Raw genomic sequence first — 23,988 nt, 5'->3', positions numbered from 1 at the left:
TTGCAACGAATCTCACGAATTGACGCGAATTAAAATCAAGAGTTTTTAAATCTTTAATTTAATCTATTAATATCCTAATTCGTGTGATTCGCATTAATTTGCACCCCAAGAGTACTTCTTCGGATAAATTACCTCAGGGCGTTGCTAAATTAATTTAAATTCTTTTTCATGTTCTATATAGATTTTAAAAAGTTTTTGAATTTATCGGTGAAAATCCGTGAATATCTGTGGCAAAAAATTGTTTTGAATTAGTTTTTAATTATAGAAAACTGAGGGTAGCCTATTTTTATTCTTTATTCACACTCACACTAATCACTCACACTCAACGGAGGTGGAATAGATGGAGTTTGATATATTTATAAATGCAATTCCTAGTATGGGGTTATTAGGAGCATTATTTGCTGGAGGATTAGCTTACTCATCGGTGAAATTTAAGGTAGAAGAAGATCCGCGCAAAGGAGAGATAGAGAAGGCCTTGCCAGGTGCTAACTGTGGTGCCTGTGGTTATCCTGGCTGTGCTAGTTTTGCTGAGGCTGTAGTTGAGGGAGAGACTGTCTGTGATGGTTGTCCTGTTGGTGGTCCAGATGTAGCTGAGCAGGTGGCAAATATTATGGGAATTGATGCAGGTTCATCTTCAAAAGAGAGAGAGGTTGCTCAGCTTCTCTGCCAAGGGGGTAAAGCAGAAACCTTTAATCAAGCAGAGTACCAAGGGATACCTAAATGTAGGGCAGCTAATAGAGTAGCTAATTCTAAATCCTGTGAATATGGCTGTTTAGGCTTTGGAGATTGTGTTAGTGTCTGTGCTTTTGGTGCAATGTATATGGATGATAATGGTCTTCCAGTAATTGATACTGATAAGTGTACAGGATGTGGCAAGTGTGTTAGTGAATGTCCAAGAAGTATTATCACTTTAATGAGCAATACAGAACATATAGTAGTCAGATGTAAGAGTGTTTTAAAAGGAAAAGAGGTTAAGCAGGCTTGTGAGAAAGGCTGTATTGCTTGTACCTTATGTGCTAAGAAGTGCCCTGTTGATGCTATAGAGATGGTAGATAATCTTCCAGTAGTTGACCCAGAGACCTGTGTGGGCTGTGGAGCCTGTGTTCAGGTTTGTCCAACAGATGCAATTTTGAATACACCTTATGAGACTATTAAGATTGAAAAGCCAAAGGAAGAGGTTCTTGTAATCACTGAGGACTGTGTAGGCTGTACCTTATGTGCTAAAAAGTGTCCTGTGGATGCTATTGCAGGGGAGCCTGGCAGTAAGCATCAATTAGATACTAAAGCCTGTATTAACTGTGGACAGTGTGTGAAGGTCTGTCCAAAGGATGCAATTGAATATCAAGAAGTATAAAGGGTAAAGAACTTTGTGTCGAGTGTGAGCTATGAGTGTGAGTGTGTGTAAAACTTCTTTTTATTAGGGTTTACTCACACTCACACACCCACTCACGCTAATTTTAAAATACCCATTAAGCGATATTATCTATAAAATTAATTATTCTAATTATAAATGTAAGAATTGCTAAGTTAGATAACTATAGAAAGGAAGGGAGGCAGATGTACTTAATAGCTTTATTAATTTTAGGAATGGCTGTCAGTCTAGATAGTTTTTTATATGGTATGGTTTATGAAATTTGTAATATCAAAGTTAAGAGGATCTCATTATTATTATTCGCTTTAGCTAGTTTGGTAACATTAATTATTTTTGGTGTAATAGGTAAATTACTTATTATTTTATTGCCAGTTATTTTGGCAAAGATAATTGCTATTATAGCTTTAGTTATATCTTCTCTAGCCATTTTAAGAGATATGGTAACTTATAGGAAGGGAACCTTAAAGATTACCCCGAAAGAAGGGCAGAACTTTTATATGTTAGGCCATAAGACAAATTATGATAATTTCTCAAAATTAATATATTACCCGGTAGTTTCTAAAGAGTTGAGAGAGGCGAGCATCTTAGAAGGGTTGTCCTTAGGGGTGATTATGAATTTAGATGGAGGAGTGGTTATGTTAGTATTAGGGATCATGCGGGGCAGAATTATTCTCTCTGCTATAATCTTGACATTACTATGTCTAAATTCTTATAAGTTGGGGAATATATTAGTAATGAAAGATTTTATTAACAAGTTAAAATGAGATAAGTCTAAGCCTAAGTTTTAATCTTAATCTAAAAAATATAACAATCGATAGTCAATCATGTTATAATGATATGTAGCATTCTATTATATCTTTTGTGGGATTTTACAATTATTTTTATTGGGTTAGTTGGTTTATAAAAGTCCTAATCTTGATATAATATTGAAGGAAGGTTTTTAATTTATGGACTCAATTAGAGATAAATTAATATTAGCCCTATTGGTGGCAGGAGCAATAGTGTTACATATTTTGGAGTTTATGCTACCTACCACCTTGCTCTTTCCTGGAGCAAAGTTGGGATTAGCAAATATTATTACCTTATTAGTATTGAGCAACTATGGTTTTTTAAGTGGCTTACAGGTACTATTAATGAGAATAATCATCTCATCATTATTAATAGGTACTTTTTTAACTACAAGTTTCTTCTTGAGTTTAACAGGTGGATTATTTAGCTTCTTAATTATGAGTATCTTCTATTACTATAGTTCTAGATTTAGTCTAATTGGTATTAGTGTTTGGGGGTCTGCTTCTCATAATTTAGGGCAAGTAATTATGGCTTATTTGCTAATGTCAAATTGGAGAATCATATTCTATTTGCCCTATCTTCTAATTCTATCTTTGCCAACAGGGGTCTTTATAGGGATAATTGTATTAAAATTAGAAAAATATTTAAAATTTGATTTGATGAATAAGCAGGAATTTGACAAAAATTAACGAATTAAATACCGAAGGCTATTTAAGCCTGTATTATGGAGGAATTTGCAATGGAAAAGATTGTATTGGCTTCTGGTTCACCACGAAGAAAGTCCTTATTAGAACAGTTGAATCTTGAATTTAAGGTTGTAGTAAGTGATGTAGATGAATCTAAAGTCAAGAAAAAGAGTCCTAAAGAATTAGTAAAGAGACTATCTTGTCTAAAGGCAGCTGCTGTTGCCAAAGCTGAAGAAGGAGTTATAATTGCAGCAGATACAATAGTTTGTTTAAATAATAGAATTTTAGAAAAGCCTAAAGATGATAAGGAGGCTTTTCAAATGCTATCTGATTTGAGTGGAAGAACCCATCAAGTTTTAACAGGTATTACAGTAATTAAAGGTCAAGAAGTTATAACTGATTATGAAAAGACCGATGTTACTTTTAGAAAATTAGGGCAAAAAGAGATTAAAGAGTATATCTCTACAGGGGCGCCTTTAGATAAGGCAGGAGCTTATGGTATTCAAGATCAGGGGGCTATTTTTGTCAAAAGGATAGATGGTTGCTTTTATAATGTGGTGGGCTTATCTTTAGTTAAGCTAGTAGAGATATTAAGAATGCTTGGGATAGAGGTAACTTTAAATTGAGTGTCAACAATTATCTAACGATTAAGGATATGCCTACTGAAGAGAGACCCAGAGAAAAGATGGTAAAGTATGGTGCTGAAAGTCTATCGACTGCTGAATTATTAGCCTTAATATTAAGGACAGGCTCTCAAGAGAATACTGCCTTAGATTTGGCTAATCAATTGTTAACCACTTGTGAAGGGGTTAATTGTTTGGTAGAGTATAGTATAGAGGAGTTACAAGAAATCAAAGGAATTGGACTAGCTAAGGCAACCCAATTAAAGGCGGTAGCCGAGCTTAGTAAGAGACTAAATATTGCTAGAAAAGATTTAACTAAGATTAATTCACCTAGTGAAGTAGCTGAAATCTTAATTCCTAGGATAGGTTATGCTTATCAGGAGAAGTTCATAGTGGTTTTACTTGATATTAAGAATCAAATTATAGGGGTTAGTGAAATTTCTAAAGGGAGTTTAAATAGCTCGATAGTTCATCCTAGAGAGGTTTTTCGCTATGCGATTAAAAAGAGTGGTGCTTCAATAATCTTAGCCCACAACCATCCTAGTGGGGATTTAACACCTAGTGTAGAGGATATAGAGATTACTAAGAGGCTTTTTAAAGTAGGGAAGTTGGTAGGGATTGAAGTTTTAGACCATTTAATTATTGGTAAAAGTAAATATAGTAGTTTAAAAGCCAAAAATTTATTTTAAACAGTTATTGTGAAAGGGGATATAGTTATGGTAATGAATATTTTTACTGCTCCATTCTCTAGAGATATGGGGATAGATTTAGGAACTGCTAATACTTTGGTTTATATTAGAGGAAAAGGTGTATTAATTCGAGAGCCATCTGTAGTTGCGATTCAAAAAAACACTTCTAAAGAAGAGGTGTTGGCTGTTGGTGATGAGGCTAAGAAGATGATCGGGCGGACTCCAGGTAACATTGTAGCAATTAGACCTATGAAGGATGGGGTGATTGCTGATTTTGAAGTTACTGAAAAGATGTTAAGGTACTTCATTACTAAGGCTCATAAACGTAAGCGTTTAGTTAGACCAAGAATCATTGTCTGTGTTCCTTCTGGTGTCACTGAGGTAGAAAAGCGTGCAGTTATTGATGCTTCCTTACATGCTGGTGCTCGAGAGGCTTATTTGATTGAAGAGCCTATGGCTGCAGCAATTGGGGCAGGTCTTCCTGTCCATGAAGCTACAGGTAATATGGTTGTAGATATTGGTGGAGGAACTACAGAGGTTGCTGTAATCTCTTTAGGTGGAATTGTAACTAAAGATTCTATCAGAGTTGGTGGAGATGAACTTGATGATGCAATTGTACATTATATCAAGAATACATACAACCTGATGATTGGAGAGAGAACTGCTGAACAGATCAAGATTTCTGTAGGTTCTGCTTATATCGGCTCTAATTCAGAACTTAGTTTAGAGGATACTATGGATATTAGAGGTAGAGATTTAGTCAATGGTTTGCCTAAGACTGTCACAATAACTGCTGAAGAGATTCAACAGGCTTTAAAAGAGCCAGTTAATGATATTATTAGAGCTGTTAAGAGTACTTTAGAAAATACCCCACCAGAATTATCAGCTGATATTATGGATAGAGGGATTGTTATGGCTGGAGGAGGATCATTATTAGCAGGTTTAGATCAGCTTATCTCTCAAGAGACTGGCATGCCAGTTTATTTAGCTGATGATCCTTTAGATTGTGTAGTTTATGGTACTGGAAAAGTATTAGAAGAGATAAACAATCTTAAGAATGTATTAATTAGTCCAAAAAGATTATCCTAGATTATTATAGTATTTTATGCTAGTAGGAAAAGTGATGGAATATAGAGATAATGTGATACTTTCGTGTCTTAGTTGACAGTGTACAGTTGACAGTTGACAGTTAAGTTCAAAAGCACTAAAAGCCCTTAAAATCTAGGATTTTGTCTTTTACTGTAAACTGTCCACCGTCAACCGTCAACTGATCTAAAAATGTCGTAATATACCCATAAAGAAATATTACTCGTATTGAAAGTTAGCTAGCATGTGTAGTTTATTGTAATAGGTTGATTTTAAAAGTTAAAAAATAGTAATCTAAGATTAAGGTGATAGATGTGTTAGAGTTTTTAAAGGAACATCGTAAAAAGGTATTAATTATTGTATTTATTGTGATTTTAATTAGATTTATCAATCTTGTAGGGCGTGATAGAGATTATAATAAATTTGAAGGGCTGGCTATTGATTTATTAAAGCCTGGATTTGTGGTAGTTAATAGTATCCAAGATTTTTCTAAAGGGACTTTTAGAGTAATCTTAGATTACAAAAGTGTAAAGGAAGAGAATGAGAAGTTAAAGAAAAAGGTAGAAAACTTAAATTATAGTTTAAGGCAGCTGGAGAAGGTTATGTTAGAAAACTATAGATTAAGAGAATCTTTAAACTTCAAAGAGTTTGTACCATATAAAGTAGTAGGTGGAACGGTTGTTGGACATAGTTCTGATAATTGGTCTAATATTTTAATTATAGATAGGGGCAGTAAAGCTGGAATTAGGCGTAAGATGCCTGTAGTAGCTAAAGGTGGCTATTTAATAGGGATTACTCAGCAAGTTACTGCACATACAGCACAGATTTTATTGATTAATGATGGTAATTTTGTAGCAGGGGGTCTTGTTCAGAGGGAAGATTCACGTGATTTAGGGGTAGTTAAGGGTCAAACTCAAGAAAGCAGACTCTTGATGAATAATTTATCTTGGGATGCTGATATTAAGACAGGTGATACAATTGTCACCTCAGGTTCACAATACTATCCTAAAGGATTACCTATAGGAAAGATTATATCAGTGAGTCCTGATAATTATGGCCTAACTCAATCGGCACTAATAGCTCCTTTTATAGATGTTAGAAGAGTAGAAGAGGTATTGGTTATTACTGACTTTAGTACTAAAGTCGATTTACTTGAACCCTTAAATTCTGATCATCAACTTGAAGGAGAAAAATAATAATGATTTATTTATTATATGGTTTTTTAGTGTTTTTGGCTTTGATTTTGCAAACTGCTATTATTCCTTATAGTCTTTTTTATAATATAATACCTGACTTACTTTTGATTATAATTACCCTCTTAGCAATTTATCGCGGAAAGACTATCGGAGGGGTTTTAGGTTTTATTACAGGTTTATTGCAGGATTGGTTTTCTGGCGGACTTTTTGGAATTAATGCTATTAGTAAGACGATTATAGGTTATTTATTTGGATTCCTTAAAGACCATATCTATCCACAGAATATAATAGTGCCTCCTGTTGGGGTAGCTATAGCTACTATTATCAACCAATTATTAGTGATTTCTTTTACAGATTATCTAATAACAGAGCTCTCTATTGAGGCTGTATTCAAATCTGTAATTATTCCTTTGGTGATTTATAATTCTATATTATCTATAATTATTAATATAGTGATCTATAAAATTGATAATTATTTAGCTAGGAGGAAATTTATTGACTGATAGTAATGAGAAAAGGTTATTTCCCTTTACTTTGATATTAGTGGCTATCTTTCTCTTATTAATTGCTAGACTTTATTATCTGCAGATCTACCAAGGTCAGAGATTTAAGGAGTTATCAGAAGGAAATAGAACTTCTCTTAGGTCTATTAGTGCACCTAGAGGAAGAATTTATGATAGAAATGGTAAAGTTTTAGTCTCTAATAAGCTAGCTTATACCTTATCAATAGTGCCAGATGATGTTAAAGATTTAGATGGGATTTTGGAGAAATTAAATCAAATTATAGACTTAGATATAAAATTGGCTCGTGATAAGATTGAGAAAGCAAAAAGAGGAAAGACCGTTAGATTAAAGAGGAATATAAGCCATGAAGAGTTGGTCTTGTTAGAAGAGAATAAAAGTGAGTTACCAGGAGTTATTTTAGAGGAGACTCCAATGAGGGAATATGTTTATGATAAATTGGCCAGTCATGTCTTAGGTTATGTAGGAGAAATTTCAGCAAGTGAGTTAGAAAATCTTGCAGAAAAGGGCTATAATGTTGGTGATATAATTGGTAAGACAGGTTTAGAGCTATATTATGAGAAGTATCTGCGAGGAAAAGAAGGAAGAGAGCTAGTAGAGGTCAATAATGTAAGAGAGAAGATAAGGACTCTTGGAGTGGAGGAACCTATTGCAGGTTATGATTTGATTTTAAATATAGATTCTAAGCTCCAAGAGGATGTTGAAAGAATATTGGCTAAAGAACTAGATTTATTGACCAAGAAAGCTAAGGAGGATGAGGATGTTATTGAGCCTCCTAGAGGTGGAGCGGTAATAGTAACAGATCCCCATGATGGTAGTATTTTAGCTATGGCTAGTTTACCTGATTACAATCCAAATCTATTTGTAGGTGGGATCTCCCAAGAGGATTGGACAAGGTTGAGTACTGATCCTAGAAAGCCTCTATTAAATAGAGCTATTAGTACCAGTGCTCCTTCGGGTTCTATCTTTAAAATAGTGACTGGTACAGCTGGTATGGAGGAGTTAGGTATTAAAGCAGATACTCACTTCTATGATCCAGGTTACTATGAGACTGGGGGAGTTAGATTTAATAACTGGAATATCTATGGTCAAGGTGATGTAAGTTTTCTAGAAGGAATAGCTTGGTCAAATAATACAGTATTTTATAAGATTGGACATGAATTATATAAGAAAGATAAAACCATTTTACAGAGATATGCCCATAAATTTGGTTTAGGTGAGAGAACAGAGGTGGATTTGGATAATGAAGCTACTGGTCTAGTACCTGATCCTGATTGGCGAAAGAATTATTTTAAGAAGAGAGAAGATAAGATCTGGTATCCAGGATATACTATTAATTTATCTATTGGACAAGGCAATTTAAGGACATCACCTATTCAACTTGTGAACCTTGTCAGTGCTGTGGCTAATGGTGGTAAGTTGTATCAACCTTTATTAGTTGATAAGATAGTTGATAGAGATGGTAAGGTGATTAAAGATTTGGAGCCTAAATTATTAAATGAATTATCTCTTTCTAAGGGAACTTTAAAGACTATTCAAGATGGAATAAAAGGTGTTACTACTTATGGAACAGCAAGAAGAGCCTTTGAAGACCTGCCTATAACCGTTGCTGGAAAGACTGGAACTGCTCAGACTGGAAAAGGTAGACCTAACCATGGATGGTTTGCTGGCTATGCACCTGCTGATAAACCAGAGATTGCAATGGTTGTTTTTATTGAGTATGGGACTTCAAGTGGAAACACATTACCTATAGCCAAAGAGATTATTAAAGATTATTTTAATTTAGAATTAATCTCTGAAGATAAAGGCTCTGATTAAGAGATATAAAATCAATGGATTATATAATTACTAATATAACGTATTGTGTTAATTAAAGTTTAATATAAATAGTCTTTCTTTATGGAGATATTGGGACATTTTTACTTTGGTGGTTGGGAGTTAGAGGGTTAGGTAGTTAGGCAGTTTCTAACCATCTACCCACCTATCTACCTCCTATGAGTTAAAAATAACTCTGCGTGTAAACCACAACCAAAGTGTTGCATTATCTCTCTATTGTAGCACTTTTGTTACTGACACAAGATGTTAATATAAGATGAATAATTATATTTTTAGATTCATTGATTATCTAGGAGGAAGTAAGATGTTGAATAGAGGAGTGACATTTAAAGGTGATTTAGAAGGTCTTATTATAATTTTGAATGATGAATTAGAGTTTGATTATATTAAAGAAGAATTGAGGAGTAAGTTTATTCAAGCAGGGGATTTTTTCGATGATGATCTGATGGTTAGAGTTAAACTGGGTAGGAGAGGTCTAACTACTAAACAAAAAAATGAACTATTAGAAATCTTTAGAGAACAACGAGGAATTTCAGTGATTGAATTTATCAATAATGATAATAGATTTGTAGATTCTAAAGAAGAAGGAGATACATTATTAGTCAAACGTACAATACGCTCAGGGCAGACTGTTAGATTTGAAGGCAATATTGTAATTTTAGGAGATGTAAACCCTGGAGCAGAGATTGTAGCAGAAGGAGATATAGTAGTTATGGGTCATTTTAGGGGTATTGCCCATGCGGGAGCTAAAGGAGATACATCAGCTACTATATCAGCTTTTAGACTAGAGCCTACTCAACTTAGGATCGCTAATTATATTACCCGTGCTCCTGATATTCCTCCTAATTCTCCTGACACTCCAGAGATTGCTTCATTGAAAGGTAAACACATTATTATTGATTATTTGAGAAAGTAAAGGGGGTATTTTGATGGCTGGAAAGGCTTATGTTATTACTTCTGGAAAAGGTGGTGTTGGAAAGACTACAACAACTGCCAATCTAGGAACTGGTTTGGCTAAATTAGGGAAAAAAGTTGTATTGATAGATGCTGATATAGGGTTGCGTAATTTAGATGTAGTGTTGGGCTTGGAGAATAGAATTGTATATGATATTGTTGATGTGGTCGAAGGCAACTGTCGATTAGAACAGGCTTTAATTAAGGATAAGAGGTATAGTAGTTTATGTCTGTTGCCTGCAGCTCAAACAAGAGATAAGACTGCTGTTAATCCAGAACAGATGGCAGAATTAACTGACCAATTAAGAGAAGAATTTGATTATATTATTATCGATTGTCCTGCAGGTATTGAGCAAGGTTTTAAAAATGCTATAGCAGGAGCTGATGAAGCTGTAGTGGTAACTACTCCAGAGGTTTCAGCAGTTAGAGATGCAGATAGGATTATTGGTATGTTGGAGGCAGAAGGTGTTCATGACCCACAATTGATTATCAATCGTGTGCGAATAGATATGATAAATCGTGGAGATATGATGGATATTGAGGATATGATTGAAATTTTGGCTATAAAATTATTAGGGATTGTACCTGAAGATGAGAAAATTGTTGTATCTACCAATAAGGGTGAGCCAGTAGTTTTATCAGATAATACTCGTTCGGGTGAAGCCTTCTGGAATATTACGCGCAGAATTGAGGGTGAAGAGGTTCCGCTAATTAATTTAGAAGAAGGTTTATTAAATAAGATAAAGCGTTTAGTGGGATTAGGATAATAAGTATTAAGGATATATAAAATCTGAATTTTTATTAAAGCTATTAGCTTAATAAAAGCCCTAAAAAAAAACCTTATTGATGTAGGAAAACTTATCTGACAGCTATATATAATAGATGTTCTGTTTGAATCTAGTTATTTCTAAATTACGAAAAATAGGGTTATGGGAGGGAAGAGGAATTTGTTAGATATAATGAAAGGGATTTTTAATATCAAGGAAGATGTTTCTAGTAAAGATGTTGCTAAGGAGAGGTTGAGGTTGGTACTAGTGCATGATAGAATAGGAGTATCTCCAGAGGTAATTGATGAAATGAAAGAAGAGTTGATTGGGGTAATTTCTAAATATTTAGATATAGATAATGACAGAATAGATATGGATTTAGAACGACAAGATAATTCAGTAGCTTTAATTGCCAATATACCAGTTAAAAGATTAAAGAATAGATAGATTTAGGTACACTATAATTGTTGATAATAGACTTAAAAATTAAGACCAGGATCAATCCTGGTCTTAATTTTTGGTGGACTAATTTTATTTAATATTATATAATTTATTATTGAAAAGAAATAATAAATTATATTAATATTTTTATAAGGGAGGGGATTATAGTTAAAAAGTTAATTAAGAATATTGACTATTCAATACCAATAATTACTCTAATATTAATTATAATAGGTCTAGTTATTATTGGTAGTGCTACTAATATCACCGATAATCCCCTATTGCAGAATATCTTTTTAAAGAAACAGATTATAGCTGCTTTAGCTGGAATTACTCTAGTTATTATCAGTCTATTTTTTGATTATAGGATCTTAAGAGATTATGTTAATATTATTTATATTTTAAATATTTTAATTCTAATAATAGTATTAGTTTTAGGAAGTACTATTAAAGGTGGGCAAGGATGGATTAAGTTGGGTCCAGTTAATTTTCAGCCAGCTGAAACTGCTAAATTAGCTGTGATTATTGCTTTAGCTGATGTATTATCTAAGGGTAAGTATAATGTTTATCATATTTTAGGTTTGACGGTTCCAGGGATATATATGGCTATACCTTTTGCACTAGTTTTATTACAAAATGACTTGGGTTCAGCTTTAGTATTGATAGCTATCTTTGTTGGAATGATATATGTGGCTGGGGCTAATGCTAAGTTTTTAGTAGGGACTTTTTTAACTGGAGTAGGTACAGTAATTACTTGGATAACAGCTCATATTTATTGGGGTGTATTTATACCTTTAAAGCCATACCAGTTAAAGCGATTATTGGTTTTAGTAAATCCCCAATTAGAACCTCTAGGGGCAGGTTATAACGTAATTCAATCTAAGATTGCTATAGGTTCGGGAGGACTCTTAGGAAAAGGGCTTTTTGGAGGAACTCAGAACCAACTGAACTTTCTGCCTGAGAGGCATACTGATTTTATATTCTCGGTTTTAGGTGAGGAATTTGGTTTTATTGGTGCTATGGTAGTTCTGTTGTTATATCTTCTTCTTTTATGGAGAGCAGTAAAGGTAGCTAGAGAGGCTAGAGATGAGTTTGGACAGTTATTGGTAGTTGGTATCTTATCGATGTTTACTTTCCATATTTTAGAGAATGTAGGTATGACTATTGGAATAATGCCTGTTACAGGAATTCCTTTGCCTTTTCTTAGTTATGGCGGTAGTTCTTTGTTAACAAATTTAATTGCAATTGCTATTGTTATGAATGTCAATATTAGAAGAAAGAAGATGCTATTTTAGTCACTAGTAACAAGTAACGAGTAATAAGAGACTTATTATTTATTACCCGTTACTTGTCGCTTGTTAATGTATTTAATAGACATATTAGATTATTGCCACTAATATTTATATTAATGAAAGAAGGTGGCAGTAGGATGCTAAAGATGTTGGGTGTGAAGTTTAAGTTAAATATATTATTTTTACTGATATTATTCTTATTTTCAATTTCAGGGTTATTTTTAACTGCTAGTATAAATTTTATTATTGTAATCTTACATGAATTAGCTCATTCTGTTATAGCTCAAAAAGAAGGGGTTAGAGTCAATGAAATTGAACTATTACCCTTTGGAGGGGTAGCGAAGTTTCGAGATTTAATTCAACTAAAGCCTAAAAGTGAGGTAAAAATTTCCTTAGCAGGTCCTATTTTAAACCTAATTTTAGCAGGAATAGCTCTAATCTTATTGCGGTACAAAATTGTCCCTTTAATATCAGGATTTTATTTTATTAAGATTAATTTGACCATTGGATTATTCAATCTAATTCCTGCTCTACCTTTAGATGGTGGGCGTGTACTTAGAGCATTTTTGACTAATAAGATGGGGTTTAAAGAGGCTACATATTATACATTGAGAATAAGTAGAGTAATAGCTATCTTTTTGGCGATTGTAGGTTTATTTGGAATTTGCTATGGGTATACTAATATTATTCTATTATTTATAGCTTTTTTCATTTATTTTGCTACTTTAAAAGAGGGAAGGTATGCTTCTTATGTTTTGATGCAATATATTGCTAAAAAGAAAGGAAATCTTTTAAAGGAGAGGGTTGGGTATATTCAGCAGTTAATCGCAGTTGAAGATGCTCCACTAAAAGAAATTATTGAAAGTCTAGTTCCTAATCGCTTTCATACGATCAGAGTGGTGGATGAAGAGTTAAAGCTGTTAGGTTTAGTAACAGAGGATAAGTTTATCAATTCTTTAGTTAATGATGGTCTAGAGAAACCGATAAGGGATTTATTAGATTAAAAGCTCTATTTTATACTTTATTAATTATTTACTGCTTTTAAAAAAGTACCTATCAACTGATAATCTTTATATTGAAATTCAACTAAATAAATACTTTAATAATTGACTGTTATCTAGGGGCGTAGTATATTACTATATTACGCCCCTCTAGTTGATGATAATAATTGTAAGATAAGGAGTGAAATTGATGGCGATAGATTTAGCTAATAAGATACAAGAAATTCTGCCAGAAGTAAGTAAACCAACCCGTTATATGGGAAATGAATTAAATATGATTAAGAAAGATTTAGATCAGGTAAAGATGAAGGTTGCCCTGGCTTTTCCTGATGTTTACGAAGTAGCCATGTCCCATTTAGGGATTAAGATTTTATACCATCTGTTAAATGAAAGAGAAGATACAGTTGCTGAGAGGGTTTATGCACCTTGGGTTGATATGGAACAGAAGATGAGAGAGAATAATATACCATTATTTACTTTAGAAAATAGAGCTAAAGTGGCTGATTTTGATATGTTAGGATTTACGCTACAATATGAGATGAGTTATACAAATATCTTGAATATGTTGGATTTAGCAGGAATACCATTAAGAAATGAAGATAGAGGTAAGGAGTTTCCATTAGTCATTGTTGGCGGTCCCTGTGCCTTCAACCCAGAGCCCTTAGCACCTTTTGTAGATGTAGTACTTTTGGGAGAGGCTGAAGCTGCTATTGGAGAGGTAGTTGATAAATATCTAGCTTGGAAGAATAGTGATACTTCTAAAGAAGAACTACTAAAAAATCTATCAGAGGTTGAAGGTATCTATGTACCTAGCTTTTATCAGATAAATTATAATGATAATGGAGAAGTAGTTGAATTTGAAACTAAGAATAATACACCTAAGGTGCTAAAAAAGAGGGTTATACAGAATTTGGATGAGTCTTATTATCCTCAGAAGCTTATCTTACCTTATATGGATATTGTCCATGATCGAGTTACTTTAGAGGTCGCAAGAGGATGTACTAGGGGCTGTCGTTTCTGTCAAGCAGGTATGATTTATCGACCTGTTAGAGAGAGAAGCCATGAAAGAATTAAGGATTTAGCAAAGAAGCTGATTGAAAGTACTGGTTATGATGAGATTTCCTTATCATCATTAAGCACCAGTGACTATAGTAAGATAGAGGATTTAGCCAAGGATCTTTTAGAAGAGTATAAAGACCAAAGAGTAAGTGTTGCCTTACCTTCAATGAGAGTTGACTCCTTTTCAGTAGATTTAGCCAAAGAGTTACAAGCAGTTAGAAAGACGGGATTGACCTTTGCTCCAGAGGCTGGAACTCAGAGGTTGCGGGATGTTATTAATAAAGGGATTGATGAAGAGGATTTATTAGAAACTACTGAAGCTGTCTTTAAAGAGGGCTGGAGAAGGGTTAAGCTATACTTTATGATGGGCTTACCTACTGAAACTTTAGAGGACATTAAAGGGATTGCTGATTTGGCTAAGAAGGTAGCTGAGATTGGTGATGAGATTAGAAGAAATTCTGATAATAAGCGGAGAGTCAAGGTAGGAGTAAGTGTCTCTACCTTTGTACCTAAGCCCCATACTCCTTTTCAATGGTCTAAATTCAATACTTTAGAAGAGATTAAAGAGAAGCAACAATTATTACGAAATGAGCTAAGAGGCAAGGATTTATCCTTTACTTGGACTGACCCATATCTAAGTACTATGGAAGCTGTCTTTGCTCGTGGTGATAGAAGAGTGGCTGATGTTATGGAGAAGGCTTGGGAGCTTGGAGCTAAATTTGATGGTTGGAGTGAGCACTTTGACTATGATCTCTGGCAGAAAGCCTTTGAAGAGTCTGGATATAATTTGGAAGATTATGTCTATCGAAACTTTAATCTAGAAGGAAGATTACCTTGGGATCACTTAAAAGTAGGTGTTGATAAAGCATACCTAAAGAAAGAGTATCAGAAAGCAATTAATGTAGAGTTAACACCAGATTGTAGATTTAATAACTGTACTGGATGTGGGATTTTGAATAATTTGGATGCAAAAATCTCACTGATAGGTGGTGATAATAGTGGAGAATAATAAGATTAGAGCTAGATTATTAAAAGGTGATGAGGTCAGATTTATTTCTCATTTAGATTTTTTAAATACAATGAATCGAGCTTTACGTAGAGCAAATATTCCTATAGCTTATTCTCAAGGATATAATCCTACTCCAAATATCTCCTTTGCTACTGCGTTGGCTGTAGGTCTGACCAGTGATAGTGAATATATTGATTTTGAAATGGAAGAAACTATGGATGTTCAAGATTTTAAAGAGGCTTTAAACAAAGTACTACCAAGAGGAATTGAAGTTATAGAAGCTAAGCAGTTAATATCTAAAAGTAAATCTTTAGCTTCATTGGTTAGGCAATCAAGTTATTTTGCGAGATTGGAATTGACTAAAGAGATAGATATAGATAAATTAAGAGAAGAAGTAGTTAATTTCTTAGCCCAAGAAGAGATTGTAATTAGAAGAAAGAGAAGAAGAAAGAAGGATAGGGTTTTTGATATTAAGCCGATGATATCTAAATTGGAAGTTATAGGTGTTCAAGGAGATTTGGCAACAATTGATATGCTAATACAGACAGGAAGTTCAGGAAATCTTAGACCTGAAGAAGTGGTTGATGCTTTAGCCGATTATTCAGAATTTATTCAACCTGCAAAATTGGTCAATATTCATCGCTCTGGATTATATATAGAAGATGAGGGAAAAACTATAAGCCCAATAGAAGCGATAAAAAGATAGTGTACAATTGAGAATTGATAATTTACAATTAAAATCATTTAAACCTACAATTTCAGTTTCTAATTTGTAAAGTGGATAAGCAGTATCTGAAGCAATTATGCTTTTAAGAACTTAATTTTTTAATTATCAATTATACATTGTCAATTCTCAATTGCTTTAAGTAAGGGGGTGAGAAGTTGAGTAAGGAGATAGTTATTAATGATATAGGGTTAGAGACAAGGGTTGCTATTTTGGAGAATAGAAAATTGGTAGAGATTATTTATGAGCGGGATTTTTCTGAACAGATAGTAGGGAATATCTATAAAGGAAGGGTTGAGAGTGTTTTACCAGGGATGCAGGCAGCTTTTGTAGATATTGGGTTGGAGAAGAATGTCTTCTTACACTCTAAAGATTTAACTCCTCTTGTAGAAGATAAGAAGTTTAGAATTGAACAAGTAGTTCGAGAGGGTCAAGAAATTTTGCTACAGATTAGTAAAGAGGCTTTAGGAACTAAAGGACCTAGAGGTACTTGTAAGTTGAGTCTTGCAGGAAGATATCTAGTATTGATGAATAGTAAACGACATGTAGGAGTTTCTAGGAGAATTGATGATAATTCTGAAAGAAGGAGATTAAAGAGTATAGCCTATGATATGCTTCCTGTAGATAAAGGATTAATTGTGAGAACAGTGGCAGCCTACAAAGCTGAGGAAGAGCTAAAAAAAGACCTTGATTTCCTGCTCAATCTCTGGGAGGAGATAGAAGAAGAAGCAAATAAAGATAGAGCACCTTCTTTGATCTATAAGAATCTCAACTCCGTTAAACAGGTAATTAGAGATAAATTTACTCTTGAAATTGATAAATTGATTATAGATAATAAGAAAGATTATCATCAAGCGATGAGAACCCTTGAACATATCTCACCAGAGCTGGAGAGCAGAGTCTATTATTATGACCATCCTAAGCCTATCTTTGATTATTATAATATTGAAGAAGAGATTAAAGGACTATTAAAGCGTAAAGTCTCTTTAAATTGCGGTGGATATCTGATCATTGATAGTATGGAGGCTTTAACAGCAATTGATGTTAATACAGGAAGCTATGTTGGTAAGGATAATTTAGAGGATACTGTTGTTAAGACCAATTTAGAAGCAGCTAAAGAGATAGCTAAACAGTTAAGGCTTAGAGATATCGGTGGAATTATCATTATTGATTTTATAGATATGAAGGTAGATAAAGATAGAGAGTTGATTTTGGATACCTTAAGAAGAGAGTTAGATAAGGATAAGACCAAAAGTAATATTCTAGGCTTGACCAAGTTGGGATTAGTAGAGATGACTCGCAAGAATGAAAGAGAACGGGTTGGTGAGTTTTTACAGCAAGAATGCCCTTATTGTCAAGGGACAGGTAATATTTTGTCTGAAGATACTATCTTTTTAGAGGTAATCCGTAAAATCAAAGAGATATTCTGGGAGAGTAGAGCAGAAGCTATATTGTTAGAAGTTCATCCTAAACTAGCTTCTAGGTTGATTGGAGTAGCTGGAAAAAACCTAGATAAGTTAGAGGAAGAATTAAATAAAGAGATTTACATTATGGGTAATAAGGAGTTACATTTAGAGGATATCAATGTATTAAAGATTGGTTCTAATTCAGAGATTCAAGTTCTAGCTAAGCCCTTAAATATAGGAGAGCGATTAAACCTTAAAGTAGAAGAGAGGCATATGAACAATTTAGATGATGGAATTGCTAGATTAGATGGTTATATCATTGATATTATAGATGGAGGTTCTCTAATAGGTAAGAAAGTTAGGGTAGAAATTATAGAAGTTAAGAAGACTTATGCAATAGCTAAAGTGGTAAGAACAATTGATTATTAAGTCTCAGTTTGAGTTTAAGATTAAGTAAATTCTCAGACTCATACTTATACTAAAATTCATCTTGACATCTTTGGGATTCTATGTTAGAATTCATAGTCGTGAGTGGTTTATATAAGCCACTGCCAAAACCGCACGATACGGGTTAAAAAACTCTAAAGAGTACCTAGTGATCGGCGAGTCTGAGGTAGAGGAGGTGCACAGAATGTACGCAATTATTCAAACAGGTGGAAAGCAATATAAAGTAGAAGAAGGTCAAGTAATTAGAGTAGAAAAGCTAGATAATGAAGCTGGTGAAACTGTTGAGTTTGACCAAGTTAAATTAGTATCTACTGATAATGGTTTAAAAGTTGGAACTCCAACTGTAGAAGGTGCTAAAGTAACTGCTGAAGTAGTTTCTCAAGGAAAAGGTAAGAAGGTTATTATTTTCAAATATAAGCCTAAAAACAATTTCCGTAAAAAGAATGGTCATAGACAACCTTATACAGCAATACAAATCAAGAGTATTGAGGCGTAATTTTTTTCTAATGATTATCATTAAGCTCAAAAGAGATAGGTCATATAATATTATTGGTTTTGCAGGTAGTGGGCATGCTGAATATGGAGAGTATGGACAAGATATTGTCTGTGCAGGAATTTCAGCAATTATGCAGACTGCTGTTTTAGGTTTGACAGACTATTTAGATTTTGATATAAATATAGATGTTAAAGATGGATGGCTAGATTGTCAGTTGACATCAGATATAGCTCAAGACCAACAGGTTAAAGCTATTTTAGAGACGATGTTAGTTGGTTTAAAGGGTATACAAGCAGAGTATTCGGAATATATAAAAATAATTGAAGGGGGTGGAAAGAATGATTAAGATGAATTTACAACTTTTCGCTAAGAAAAAAGGAGTTGGAAGTTCTAAAAACGGTCGTGACAGTATTGCTAAGCGACTTGGAGTTAAGAGACACGATGGACAATACGTTAGTGCTGGTAGCATCATCGTTCGTCAACGTGGAACTAAATTCCACCCTGGCCTAAACGTAGGTCGTGGAGGAGATGACACTTTATTCTCTACAGTTGATGGATACGTAGCTTTTGAAAGAAAAGGTAGAGACAAGAAGCAAGTAAGTGTTTATACTGAAGAACAAGTTCAAGCTATGGCATAAATCGACAAAAAGCTTCCAGTTGTAGACTGGGAGCTTTTTTTAATGTTTAAAAATAAGTAGGGAACAGTTTGAACTGTTCCCTACTGTTGCTTTTAATAATCTTAAACTCGGGCTTAAACTTAAAGTTAGTTTATGTTATAATATCTTAATAAGATTAACTATTTTAGGAAATGTTAATAACAGTTGATTTTTTCTAATACATACCCAAAGTAATAGCTTAATTATTTACTATAGATTATCAATTATCAACTGTTTATTGGAGGTAGATAAATAATGTTTGTAGATGAAGTAGTAATTGAGGTTAAAGGTGGCGATGGTGGAGACGGAATGAGTAGCTTTCGCCGTGAAAAATTTGTTGCTGCTGGTGGACCCAGTGGTGGTGATGGTGGTCATGGTGGTAATGTAGTCTTTACTGTTGATGAAGGTCTAAATACATTATTACATTTTAGAGAAAGAAAGTCTTATGAAGCTTCTTCTGGAGAACGTGGAGGGAGTAAGAATATGCATGGTAAAGATGCAGATGATATGATTATCAAGGTTCCTCCTGGTACAACGGTAACTGATGTAGATACTGGAAAGGTAATTGCTGATTTGATCCATGAGCATCAGGAGATTGTAATTGCTCATGGTGGGCGTGGTGGTAGAGGTAATGCTAGGTTTAAGACTTCTACTAGACAGGCCCCTAAGTTTTCAGAGAATGGTGAGCCAGGTGAAGAGAGAAAGGTTAAGCTAGAGCTAAAGGTTTTGGCTGATGTAGGTCTGGTAGGTTATCCTAGTGTAGGTAAGTCTACTATTATCTCCAAAGTATCAGCTGCTAAGCCTAAGATTGGTGCTTATCATTTTACTACTTTAAAGCCGAATTTGGGTGTTGTTAGAGTAGGTGATTATAGTTCCTTTGTTATGGCTGATATCCCTGGACTAATTGAAGGTGCTCATACTGGTGTAGGGTTAGGAGATGACTTCTTGCGCCATATTGAGAGAACTAAGGTGATAGTTCATGTCTTAGATGTCTCAGGAATTGAAGGAAGAGATCCTTTAGAAGACTTTAGAAGAATCAATCAAGAGTTAAAGAAGTTCAATGAGAAGTTAATGGAGCGACCTCAAATAGTGGCGGCTAATAAGATGGATTTACCAGAGTCAGAAGAGAATTTGATTAAGCTCAAAGCAGTATTGGAAGCAGAAGGCTATGAGATTTATCCTATCTCTGCTGCTACAGGTAAAGGATTAAAGGAATTGATTAAACGAGCTGATATCTTAGTTAAAGAAGCCCCAGACTTTTTTGATGAAGAGGTGTCAGAAGAGGAAGAGGTTATTATCCGCGGGCCTCAACCTGGTGAAGCAGAAGAGGCCTTTGAGATAGTAGAAGAAGATGGTGCTTATAAAGTAGTTGGTAAAGAGATTAAACGTAAAACAGCTATGGCAGATTTCACTACTGATGAAGGTTTATATTACTTCCTTAAGACATTACGTAAGATGGGAGTAGATGATGCTTTAAAAGCAGCTGGGGCTAAAGAAGGAGATACTATCGAGATTGAAGGATGGGAATTTGAATATTCAGAATAAATAATAGGAGTGATAAAATTGTTAACAGGAAAACAACGTAGTTTTTTAAAGGGGAAGGCACATAATATGGATCCTATAGTCCAAATTGGTAAAGATGGTATTACTGAAAATGTAATTGCACAGGTTGATGAGACTTTAGAGGCAAGAGAGCTGATTAAACTTAGAGTATTGAACAATTCATTATATGGTGCTAAAGAAGCAGCCCATGAATTGGCAGAGGCTTGTAAAGCAGAATTTATTCAAGCTATCGGAAATGTCTTTGTTCTTTATCGTGAAAATAAAGATATTAAAAGATATAATTTGCCTAAGTAATTTTCAGTATGGATATTAAGTGTAAGTAAGTTATTAAAACGTAGTTTAATGAATATATCACGGTAGTTTAGTTATCAGGAGTCAGGAATCTGGAGTTTAGAGACAGTATAGCTTACTGATAACTGATTCCCGATTACTGAGATAAAGTAGGTGACTTTTATGCGTGAAAGTGTAAGAAGTGCTAAGAGGATTGTGATTAAGGTTGGAAGCAGTAGTCTGACTTATCAGAATGCCAAGCTTAATTTAGGAAGAATAGAAAAGTTGATTAGAGAGATTGTTGATTTAAATAATCAAGGTAAAGAAGTTATATTAGTTAGCTCGGGAGCTGTGGCAGCAGGTCAGGGTGAATTAAATTTAGTAGAGCGTCCTCAGACTATTCCAGAGAAGCAGGCTCTAGCTGCAATAGGTCAGGGAATATTAATGAAGACCTATCAGAAGTTATTTAGTGAATATGGTCAGAAGGTGGCACAGGTACTATTGACCCAGAAGGATTTAACTGACCGAAAAAGGTATCTTAACTCCAGAAATACTTTAAATCAACTGCTTGAATATGGAGTGATTCCAGTTATTAATGAGAATGATACAGTAGCAGTTGAAGAGATTAAATTTGGTGATAATGATACCTTATCTGCCCTAGTAAGCAGTTTGATTGATGCAGATTTATTAATCATTTTATCAGACATTGATGGTCTTTATACAGCCGATCCTCGTCAAGATCCTAAAGCTAAGCTACTTAGTAGGATTGATGATATTAGTCACGAGATAGAGGCTTTAGCTGGTGATGCGGGTACTAAGCGGGGTACTGGAGGAATGATTACTAAGATTAGAGCTGCTAAGGTGTCTACCCGTTCAGGGATACCTTTAGTAATAGCTAATGGTAGTCTAGATAATATCTTAGCACAGGTTACTCAGGGGGTGGAGATAGGAACTTTATTCTTATCTCAAGATAGATTAGCTAGTCGTGAAAAGTGGATTGCTTTTAATTTAGATGTAGAAGGTAAGATAGTTATAGATTCAGGTGCTGCCAAAGCCTTACTTGAAAAAGGTAAGAGTCTATTACCTTGTGGTGTATTAGCTAGTAAAGGGGACTTTGCAGCAGGTGCTGTTGTGGATATAGTGAATGAAGCAGGAGATAGTTTGGCACGAGGATTAGTCAACTACTCTCAAAGGGAGATTGAACAGATTAAAGGTCTACATACAAGTAAGATTAAAGAGCAATTGGGATACCAAGATTATGATGAAATAATTCATCGTGATAATTTAGTGCTTATATAGTTTAAGGGCAGTAATTAGTGATGAGTGATGAGCAAAAAATGTTTAAGATTATAAAACTTTTAAATAATTATTAACTTTCAATTCTTAATTTTTACTTAATAAAGAGGGGTGGAGCAGATGAGTATAAGAGAAGAGGTTGTTACTAAGGCCCAACAGGCTAAAAAAGCAGCTAGGAAGCTAGCTCATATTAGTTCTGAGATTAAAAATAAGGCTCTGTTAGAGATGGCTGATGAACTAGAGAAGCAGACTGAACAAATCTTAGCTGCTAATGAACAGGATATGGATTATGGTCGTGAGCATCAATTACCTGAGTCTCTACTAGATAGACTATTATTGACTGAAGAGAGAATTAAGGGAATGGCTGATGGCTTAAGGGAGGTTGCTAAGTTTGATGATCCAATTGGTGAGGTTTTAGGAATGAAGAAGCGTCCTAATGGCTTAAAGATTGGAGAGGTAAGAGTTCCTTTAGGTGTAATAGGGATAATCTATGAGGCTCGTCCTAATGTAACTGCTGATGCGGCAGGTCTTTGCTTGAAGGCAGGAAATGCTGTCTTATTACGTGGTGGCTCTAATGCTATTAATTCTAATAAGGCTATCACTAATGCTTTAGCTAAGGCTGCTGTTCAAGCTGGATTACCTGAAGGAAGTGTACAATTGGTGGAAAGTACTGATAGAGAAGCGGTACAGGTGATGTTTAAGTTAAATGAATATTTAGATGTGCTTATTCCTCGTGGAGGAGCAGGTCTGATTCAGGCAGTAGTTCAGAACTCGACTGTTCCAGTTATTGAAACTGGTGTTGGTAACTGCCATACCTATGTAGATAGCGAGGCTGACTTAGAGATGGCTAGAAGAATAGTTATCAATGCTAAATGCCAACGACCTGGAGTATGTAACTCTATGGAGACACTCCTTGTTAATCAAGATGTAGCAGAAGAGTTCTTGCCTACCATTGTAGAGGAGCTAAAACAGAAGGATACTCTAGTAAAAGGCTGTGCTAAGGTACAAGAAATTGTTGCCGAGGTAGAGGCTGCAACTGAAGAGGATTGGGAGACAGAATATCTTGATTATATCTTAGCTGTAAGAGTTGTCAAGGATATAGATGAGGCTATAGAACATATAGATAGGTATAGCTCTAAGCATTCAGAGGCGATTATTACAGAGAACTATACTAAAGCCCATAAATTCTTAGATTTAATCGATGCTGCTGCTGTCTATGTCAATGCCTCTACTAGATTTACCGATGGAGGTCAGTTTGGACTGGGAGCAGAGATTGGAATCAGTACACAAAAACTTCATGCTCGTGGACCAATGGGGGTCAATCAGTTAACTACCAATAAATTCATCATCTTTGGAGATGGGCAGATAAGATAGGAAAAATTCGGTCGGGGATTTTTCCATCACGAAGAGTTCAAAAGAACTCGTAGGGATAAATTTTGGAGTTAAGATTGAAAATTTGGATTAAAATACTTAAATATGATGTTATAAATAAGAAGGATAGGAAAAATTCGGTCGGGGATTTTTCCATCACGAAGGGTATGCAAGAATCGTAGGAAGCAGTAAGAACTGATGGAGTGACAAGTAACAAATAAATACTTATATTTTGAGGGGAGCTGAGAGGCTCCTCTTTTTTTAATATTATAGATAAACAAGTCTAAAGTGTAATTTAATGGATATATTGCGACAGTTTTGTGTCGAGTGTGAGCTAAGAGTGTGAGTAAACCACCCTCTCCTAAATCCTCTCCCTAATAAGGAGAGGACTTTAACTTCTTTTTATTCCTCCCCTTTTAAGGGGGACATTTAAAAAT

Annotated in this window: 24 protein-coding genes and 1 other annotated feature; all 24 genes read left to right on the top strand. The window is 34.5% G+C overall.

Going from position 1 to position 23,988, the window contains the following annotated elements:
• Positions 1-340 precede the first annotated feature (340 nt).
• Complete coding sequence (locus ACTCDL_RS04430; RefSeq protein ID WP_463174332.1) at positions 341-1,354, top strand: RnfABCDGE type electron transport complex subunit B; 1,014 nt, start codon at positions 341-343, stop codon at positions 1,352-1,354.
• A gap of 203 nt (positions 1,355-1,557) precedes the next feature.
• A complete protein-coding gene (locus ACTCDL_RS04425; RefSeq protein WP_463174331.1) occupies positions 1,558-2,136 on the top strand; it encodes a hypothetical protein in 579 nt (192 codons plus the stop codon).
• A 183-nt stretch (positions 2,137-2,319) separates the two neighbouring features.
• Positions 2,320-2,850 carry a Gx transporter family protein gene (locus ACTCDL_RS04420; RefSeq protein WP_463174330.1) on the top strand — a complete coding sequence of 177 codons (531 nt, stop codon included), beginning with the start codon at positions 2,320-2,322 and terminating at the stop codon, positions 2,848-2,850.
• 50 nt (positions 2,851-2,900) lie between these two features.
• Positions 2,901-3,473, top strand: coding sequence for a Maf family protein (locus tag ACTCDL_RS04415; RefSeq protein ID WP_463174329.1), 573 nt, complete (start codon positions 2,901-2,903; stop codon positions 3,471-3,473).
• Complete coding sequence (radC, locus tag ACTCDL_RS04410; protein WP_463174328.1) at positions 3,470-4,159, top strand: RadC family protein; 690 nt, start codon at positions 3,470-3,472, stop codon at positions 4,157-4,159. The genes ACTCDL_RS04415 and radC overlap by 4 nt, the downstream gene beginning before the upstream one ends.
• A gap of 27 nt (positions 4,160-4,186) precedes the next feature.
• Complete coding sequence (locus tag ACTCDL_RS04405; protein WP_463174327.1) at positions 4,187-5,248, top strand: rod shape-determining protein; 1,062 nt, start codon at positions 4,187-4,189, stop codon at positions 5,246-5,248.
• 311 nt (positions 5,249-5,559) lie between these two features.
• Positions 5,560-6,441 (top strand): rod shape-determining protein MreC, encoded by an 882-nt coding sequence (mreC, locus tag ACTCDL_RS04400; protein ID WP_463174326.1) that lies wholly within the window; start codon positions 5,560-5,562, stop codon positions 6,439-6,441.
• A 2-nt stretch (positions 6,442-6,443) separates the two neighbouring features.
• Positions 6,444-6,944: a rod shape-determining protein MreD gene (gene mreD, locus ACTCDL_RS04395; RefSeq protein WP_463174324.1), complete on the top strand. Its 501-nt coding sequence runs from the start codon at positions 6,444-6,446 to the stop codon at positions 6,942-6,944.
• Positions 6,937-8,781, top strand: coding sequence for a penicillin-binding protein 2 (gene mrdA, locus ACTCDL_RS04390; protein WP_463174323.1), 1,845 nt, complete (start codon positions 6,937-6,939; stop codon positions 8,779-8,781). The genes mreD and mrdA overlap by 8 nt, the downstream gene beginning before the upstream one ends.
• A gap of 322 nt (positions 8,782-9,103) precedes the next feature.
• Positions 9,104-9,715 carry a septum site-determining protein MinC gene (gene minC, locus ACTCDL_RS04385; protein ID WP_463174321.1) on the top strand — a complete coding sequence of 204 codons (612 nt, stop codon included), beginning with the start codon at positions 9,104-9,106 and terminating at the stop codon, positions 9,713-9,715.
• 13 nt (positions 9,716-9,728) lie between these two features.
• The gene (gene minD, locus ACTCDL_RS04380; RefSeq protein ID WP_463174320.1) at positions 9,729-10,520 is read left to right on the top strand and encodes a septum site-determining protein MinD; all 792 of its coding nucleotides are present in this window, start codon (positions 9,729-9,731) and stop codon (positions 10,518-10,520) included.
• Between the two features lie 180 nt (positions 10,521-10,700).
• Complete coding sequence (gene minE / locus ACTCDL_RS04375; protein ID WP_463174318.1) at positions 10,701-10,967, top strand: cell division topological specificity factor MinE; 267 nt, start codon at positions 10,701-10,703, stop codon at positions 10,965-10,967.
• 155 nt (positions 10,968-11,122) lie between these two features.
• The gene (rodA, locus tag ACTCDL_RS04370; protein WP_463174333.1) at positions 11,123-12,256 is read left to right on the top strand and encodes a rod shape-determining protein RodA; all 1,134 of its coding nucleotides are present in this window, start codon (positions 11,123-11,125) and stop codon (positions 12,254-12,256) included.
• Between the two features lie 134 nt (positions 12,257-12,390).
• A complete protein-coding gene (locus ACTCDL_RS04365; RefSeq protein ID WP_463174317.1) occupies positions 12,391-13,257 on the top strand; it encodes a site-2 protease family protein in 867 nt (288 codons plus the stop codon).
• Between the two features lie 187 nt (positions 13,258-13,444).
• Entirely contained in the window at positions 13,445-15,322 is a 1,878-nt protein-coding gene (locus ACTCDL_RS04360) for a TIGR03960 family B12-binding radical SAM protein (RefSeq protein WP_463174316.1), read from the top strand.
• Positions 15,312-16,028 (top strand): TIGR03936 family radical SAM-associated protein, encoded by a 717-nt coding sequence (locus ACTCDL_RS04355; RefSeq protein WP_463174315.1) that lies wholly within the window; start codon positions 15,312-15,314, stop codon positions 16,026-16,028. The genes ACTCDL_RS04360 and ACTCDL_RS04355 overlap by 11 nt, the downstream gene beginning before the upstream one ends.
• A 176-nt stretch (positions 16,029-16,204) precedes the next feature.
• Complete coding sequence (locus ACTCDL_RS04350; RefSeq protein ID WP_463174314.1) at positions 16,205-17,881, top strand: Rne/Rng family ribonuclease; 1,677 nt, start codon at positions 16,205-16,207, stop codon at positions 17,879-17,881.
• Positions 17,882-17,997: 116 nt separating this feature from the next.
• Positions 17,998-18,072, top strand: a sequence feature (ribosomal protein L21 leader region).
• A gap of 11 nt (positions 18,073-18,083) precedes the next feature.
• The gene (gene rplU, locus ACTCDL_RS04345; protein ID WP_463174313.1) at positions 18,084-18,395 is read left to right on the top strand and encodes a 50S ribosomal protein L21; all 312 of its coding nucleotides are present in this window, start codon (positions 18,084-18,086) and stop codon (positions 18,393-18,395) included.
• A 10-nt stretch (positions 18,396-18,405) separates the two neighbouring features.
• Positions 18,406-18,741 carry a ribosomal-processing cysteine protease Prp gene (locus tag ACTCDL_RS04340; protein WP_463174311.1) on the top strand — a complete coding sequence of 112 codons (336 nt, stop codon included), beginning with the start codon at positions 18,406-18,408 and terminating at the stop codon, positions 18,739-18,741.
• The gene (rpmA, locus tag ACTCDL_RS04335) at positions 18,734-19,033 is read left to right on the top strand and encodes a 50S ribosomal protein L27 (RefSeq protein WP_463174310.1); all 300 of its coding nucleotides are present in this window, start codon (positions 18,734-18,736) and stop codon (positions 19,031-19,033) included. The genes ACTCDL_RS04340 and rpmA overlap by 8 nt, the downstream gene beginning before the upstream one ends.
• Positions 19,034-19,306: 273 nt before the next feature.
• The gene (gene obgE, locus ACTCDL_RS04330) at positions 19,307-20,596 is read left to right on the top strand and encodes a GTPase ObgE (RefSeq protein WP_463174308.1); all 1,290 of its coding nucleotides are present in this window, start codon (positions 19,307-19,309) and stop codon (positions 20,594-20,596) included.
• Between the two features lie 18 nt (positions 20,597-20,614).
• Positions 20,615-20,908: a ribosome assembly RNA-binding protein YhbY gene (gene yhbY, locus ACTCDL_RS04325; RefSeq protein ID WP_463174307.1), complete on the top strand. Its 294-nt coding sequence runs from the start codon at positions 20,615-20,617 to the stop codon at positions 20,906-20,908.
• A gap of 159 nt (positions 20,909-21,067) precedes the next feature.
• A complete protein-coding gene (gene proB / locus ACTCDL_RS04320) occupies positions 21,068-22,183 on the top strand; it encodes a glutamate 5-kinase (protein ID WP_463174306.1) in 1,116 nt (371 codons plus the stop codon).
• A 117-nt stretch (positions 22,184-22,300) separates the two neighbouring features.
• Positions 22,301-23,554 carry a glutamate-5-semialdehyde dehydrogenase gene (locus ACTCDL_RS04315; RefSeq protein ID WP_463174305.1) on the top strand — a complete coding sequence of 418 codons (1,254 nt, stop codon included), beginning with the start codon at positions 22,301-22,303 and terminating at the stop codon, positions 23,552-23,554.
• Positions 23,555-23,988: the final 434 nt, after the last annotated feature.

Source organism: Orenia sp. (genome assembly GCF_055140805.1).
The sequence above is the reverse complement of the archived record's forward strand: the minus strand, read 5'-3'. Positions and strand labels throughout refer to the sequence as shown.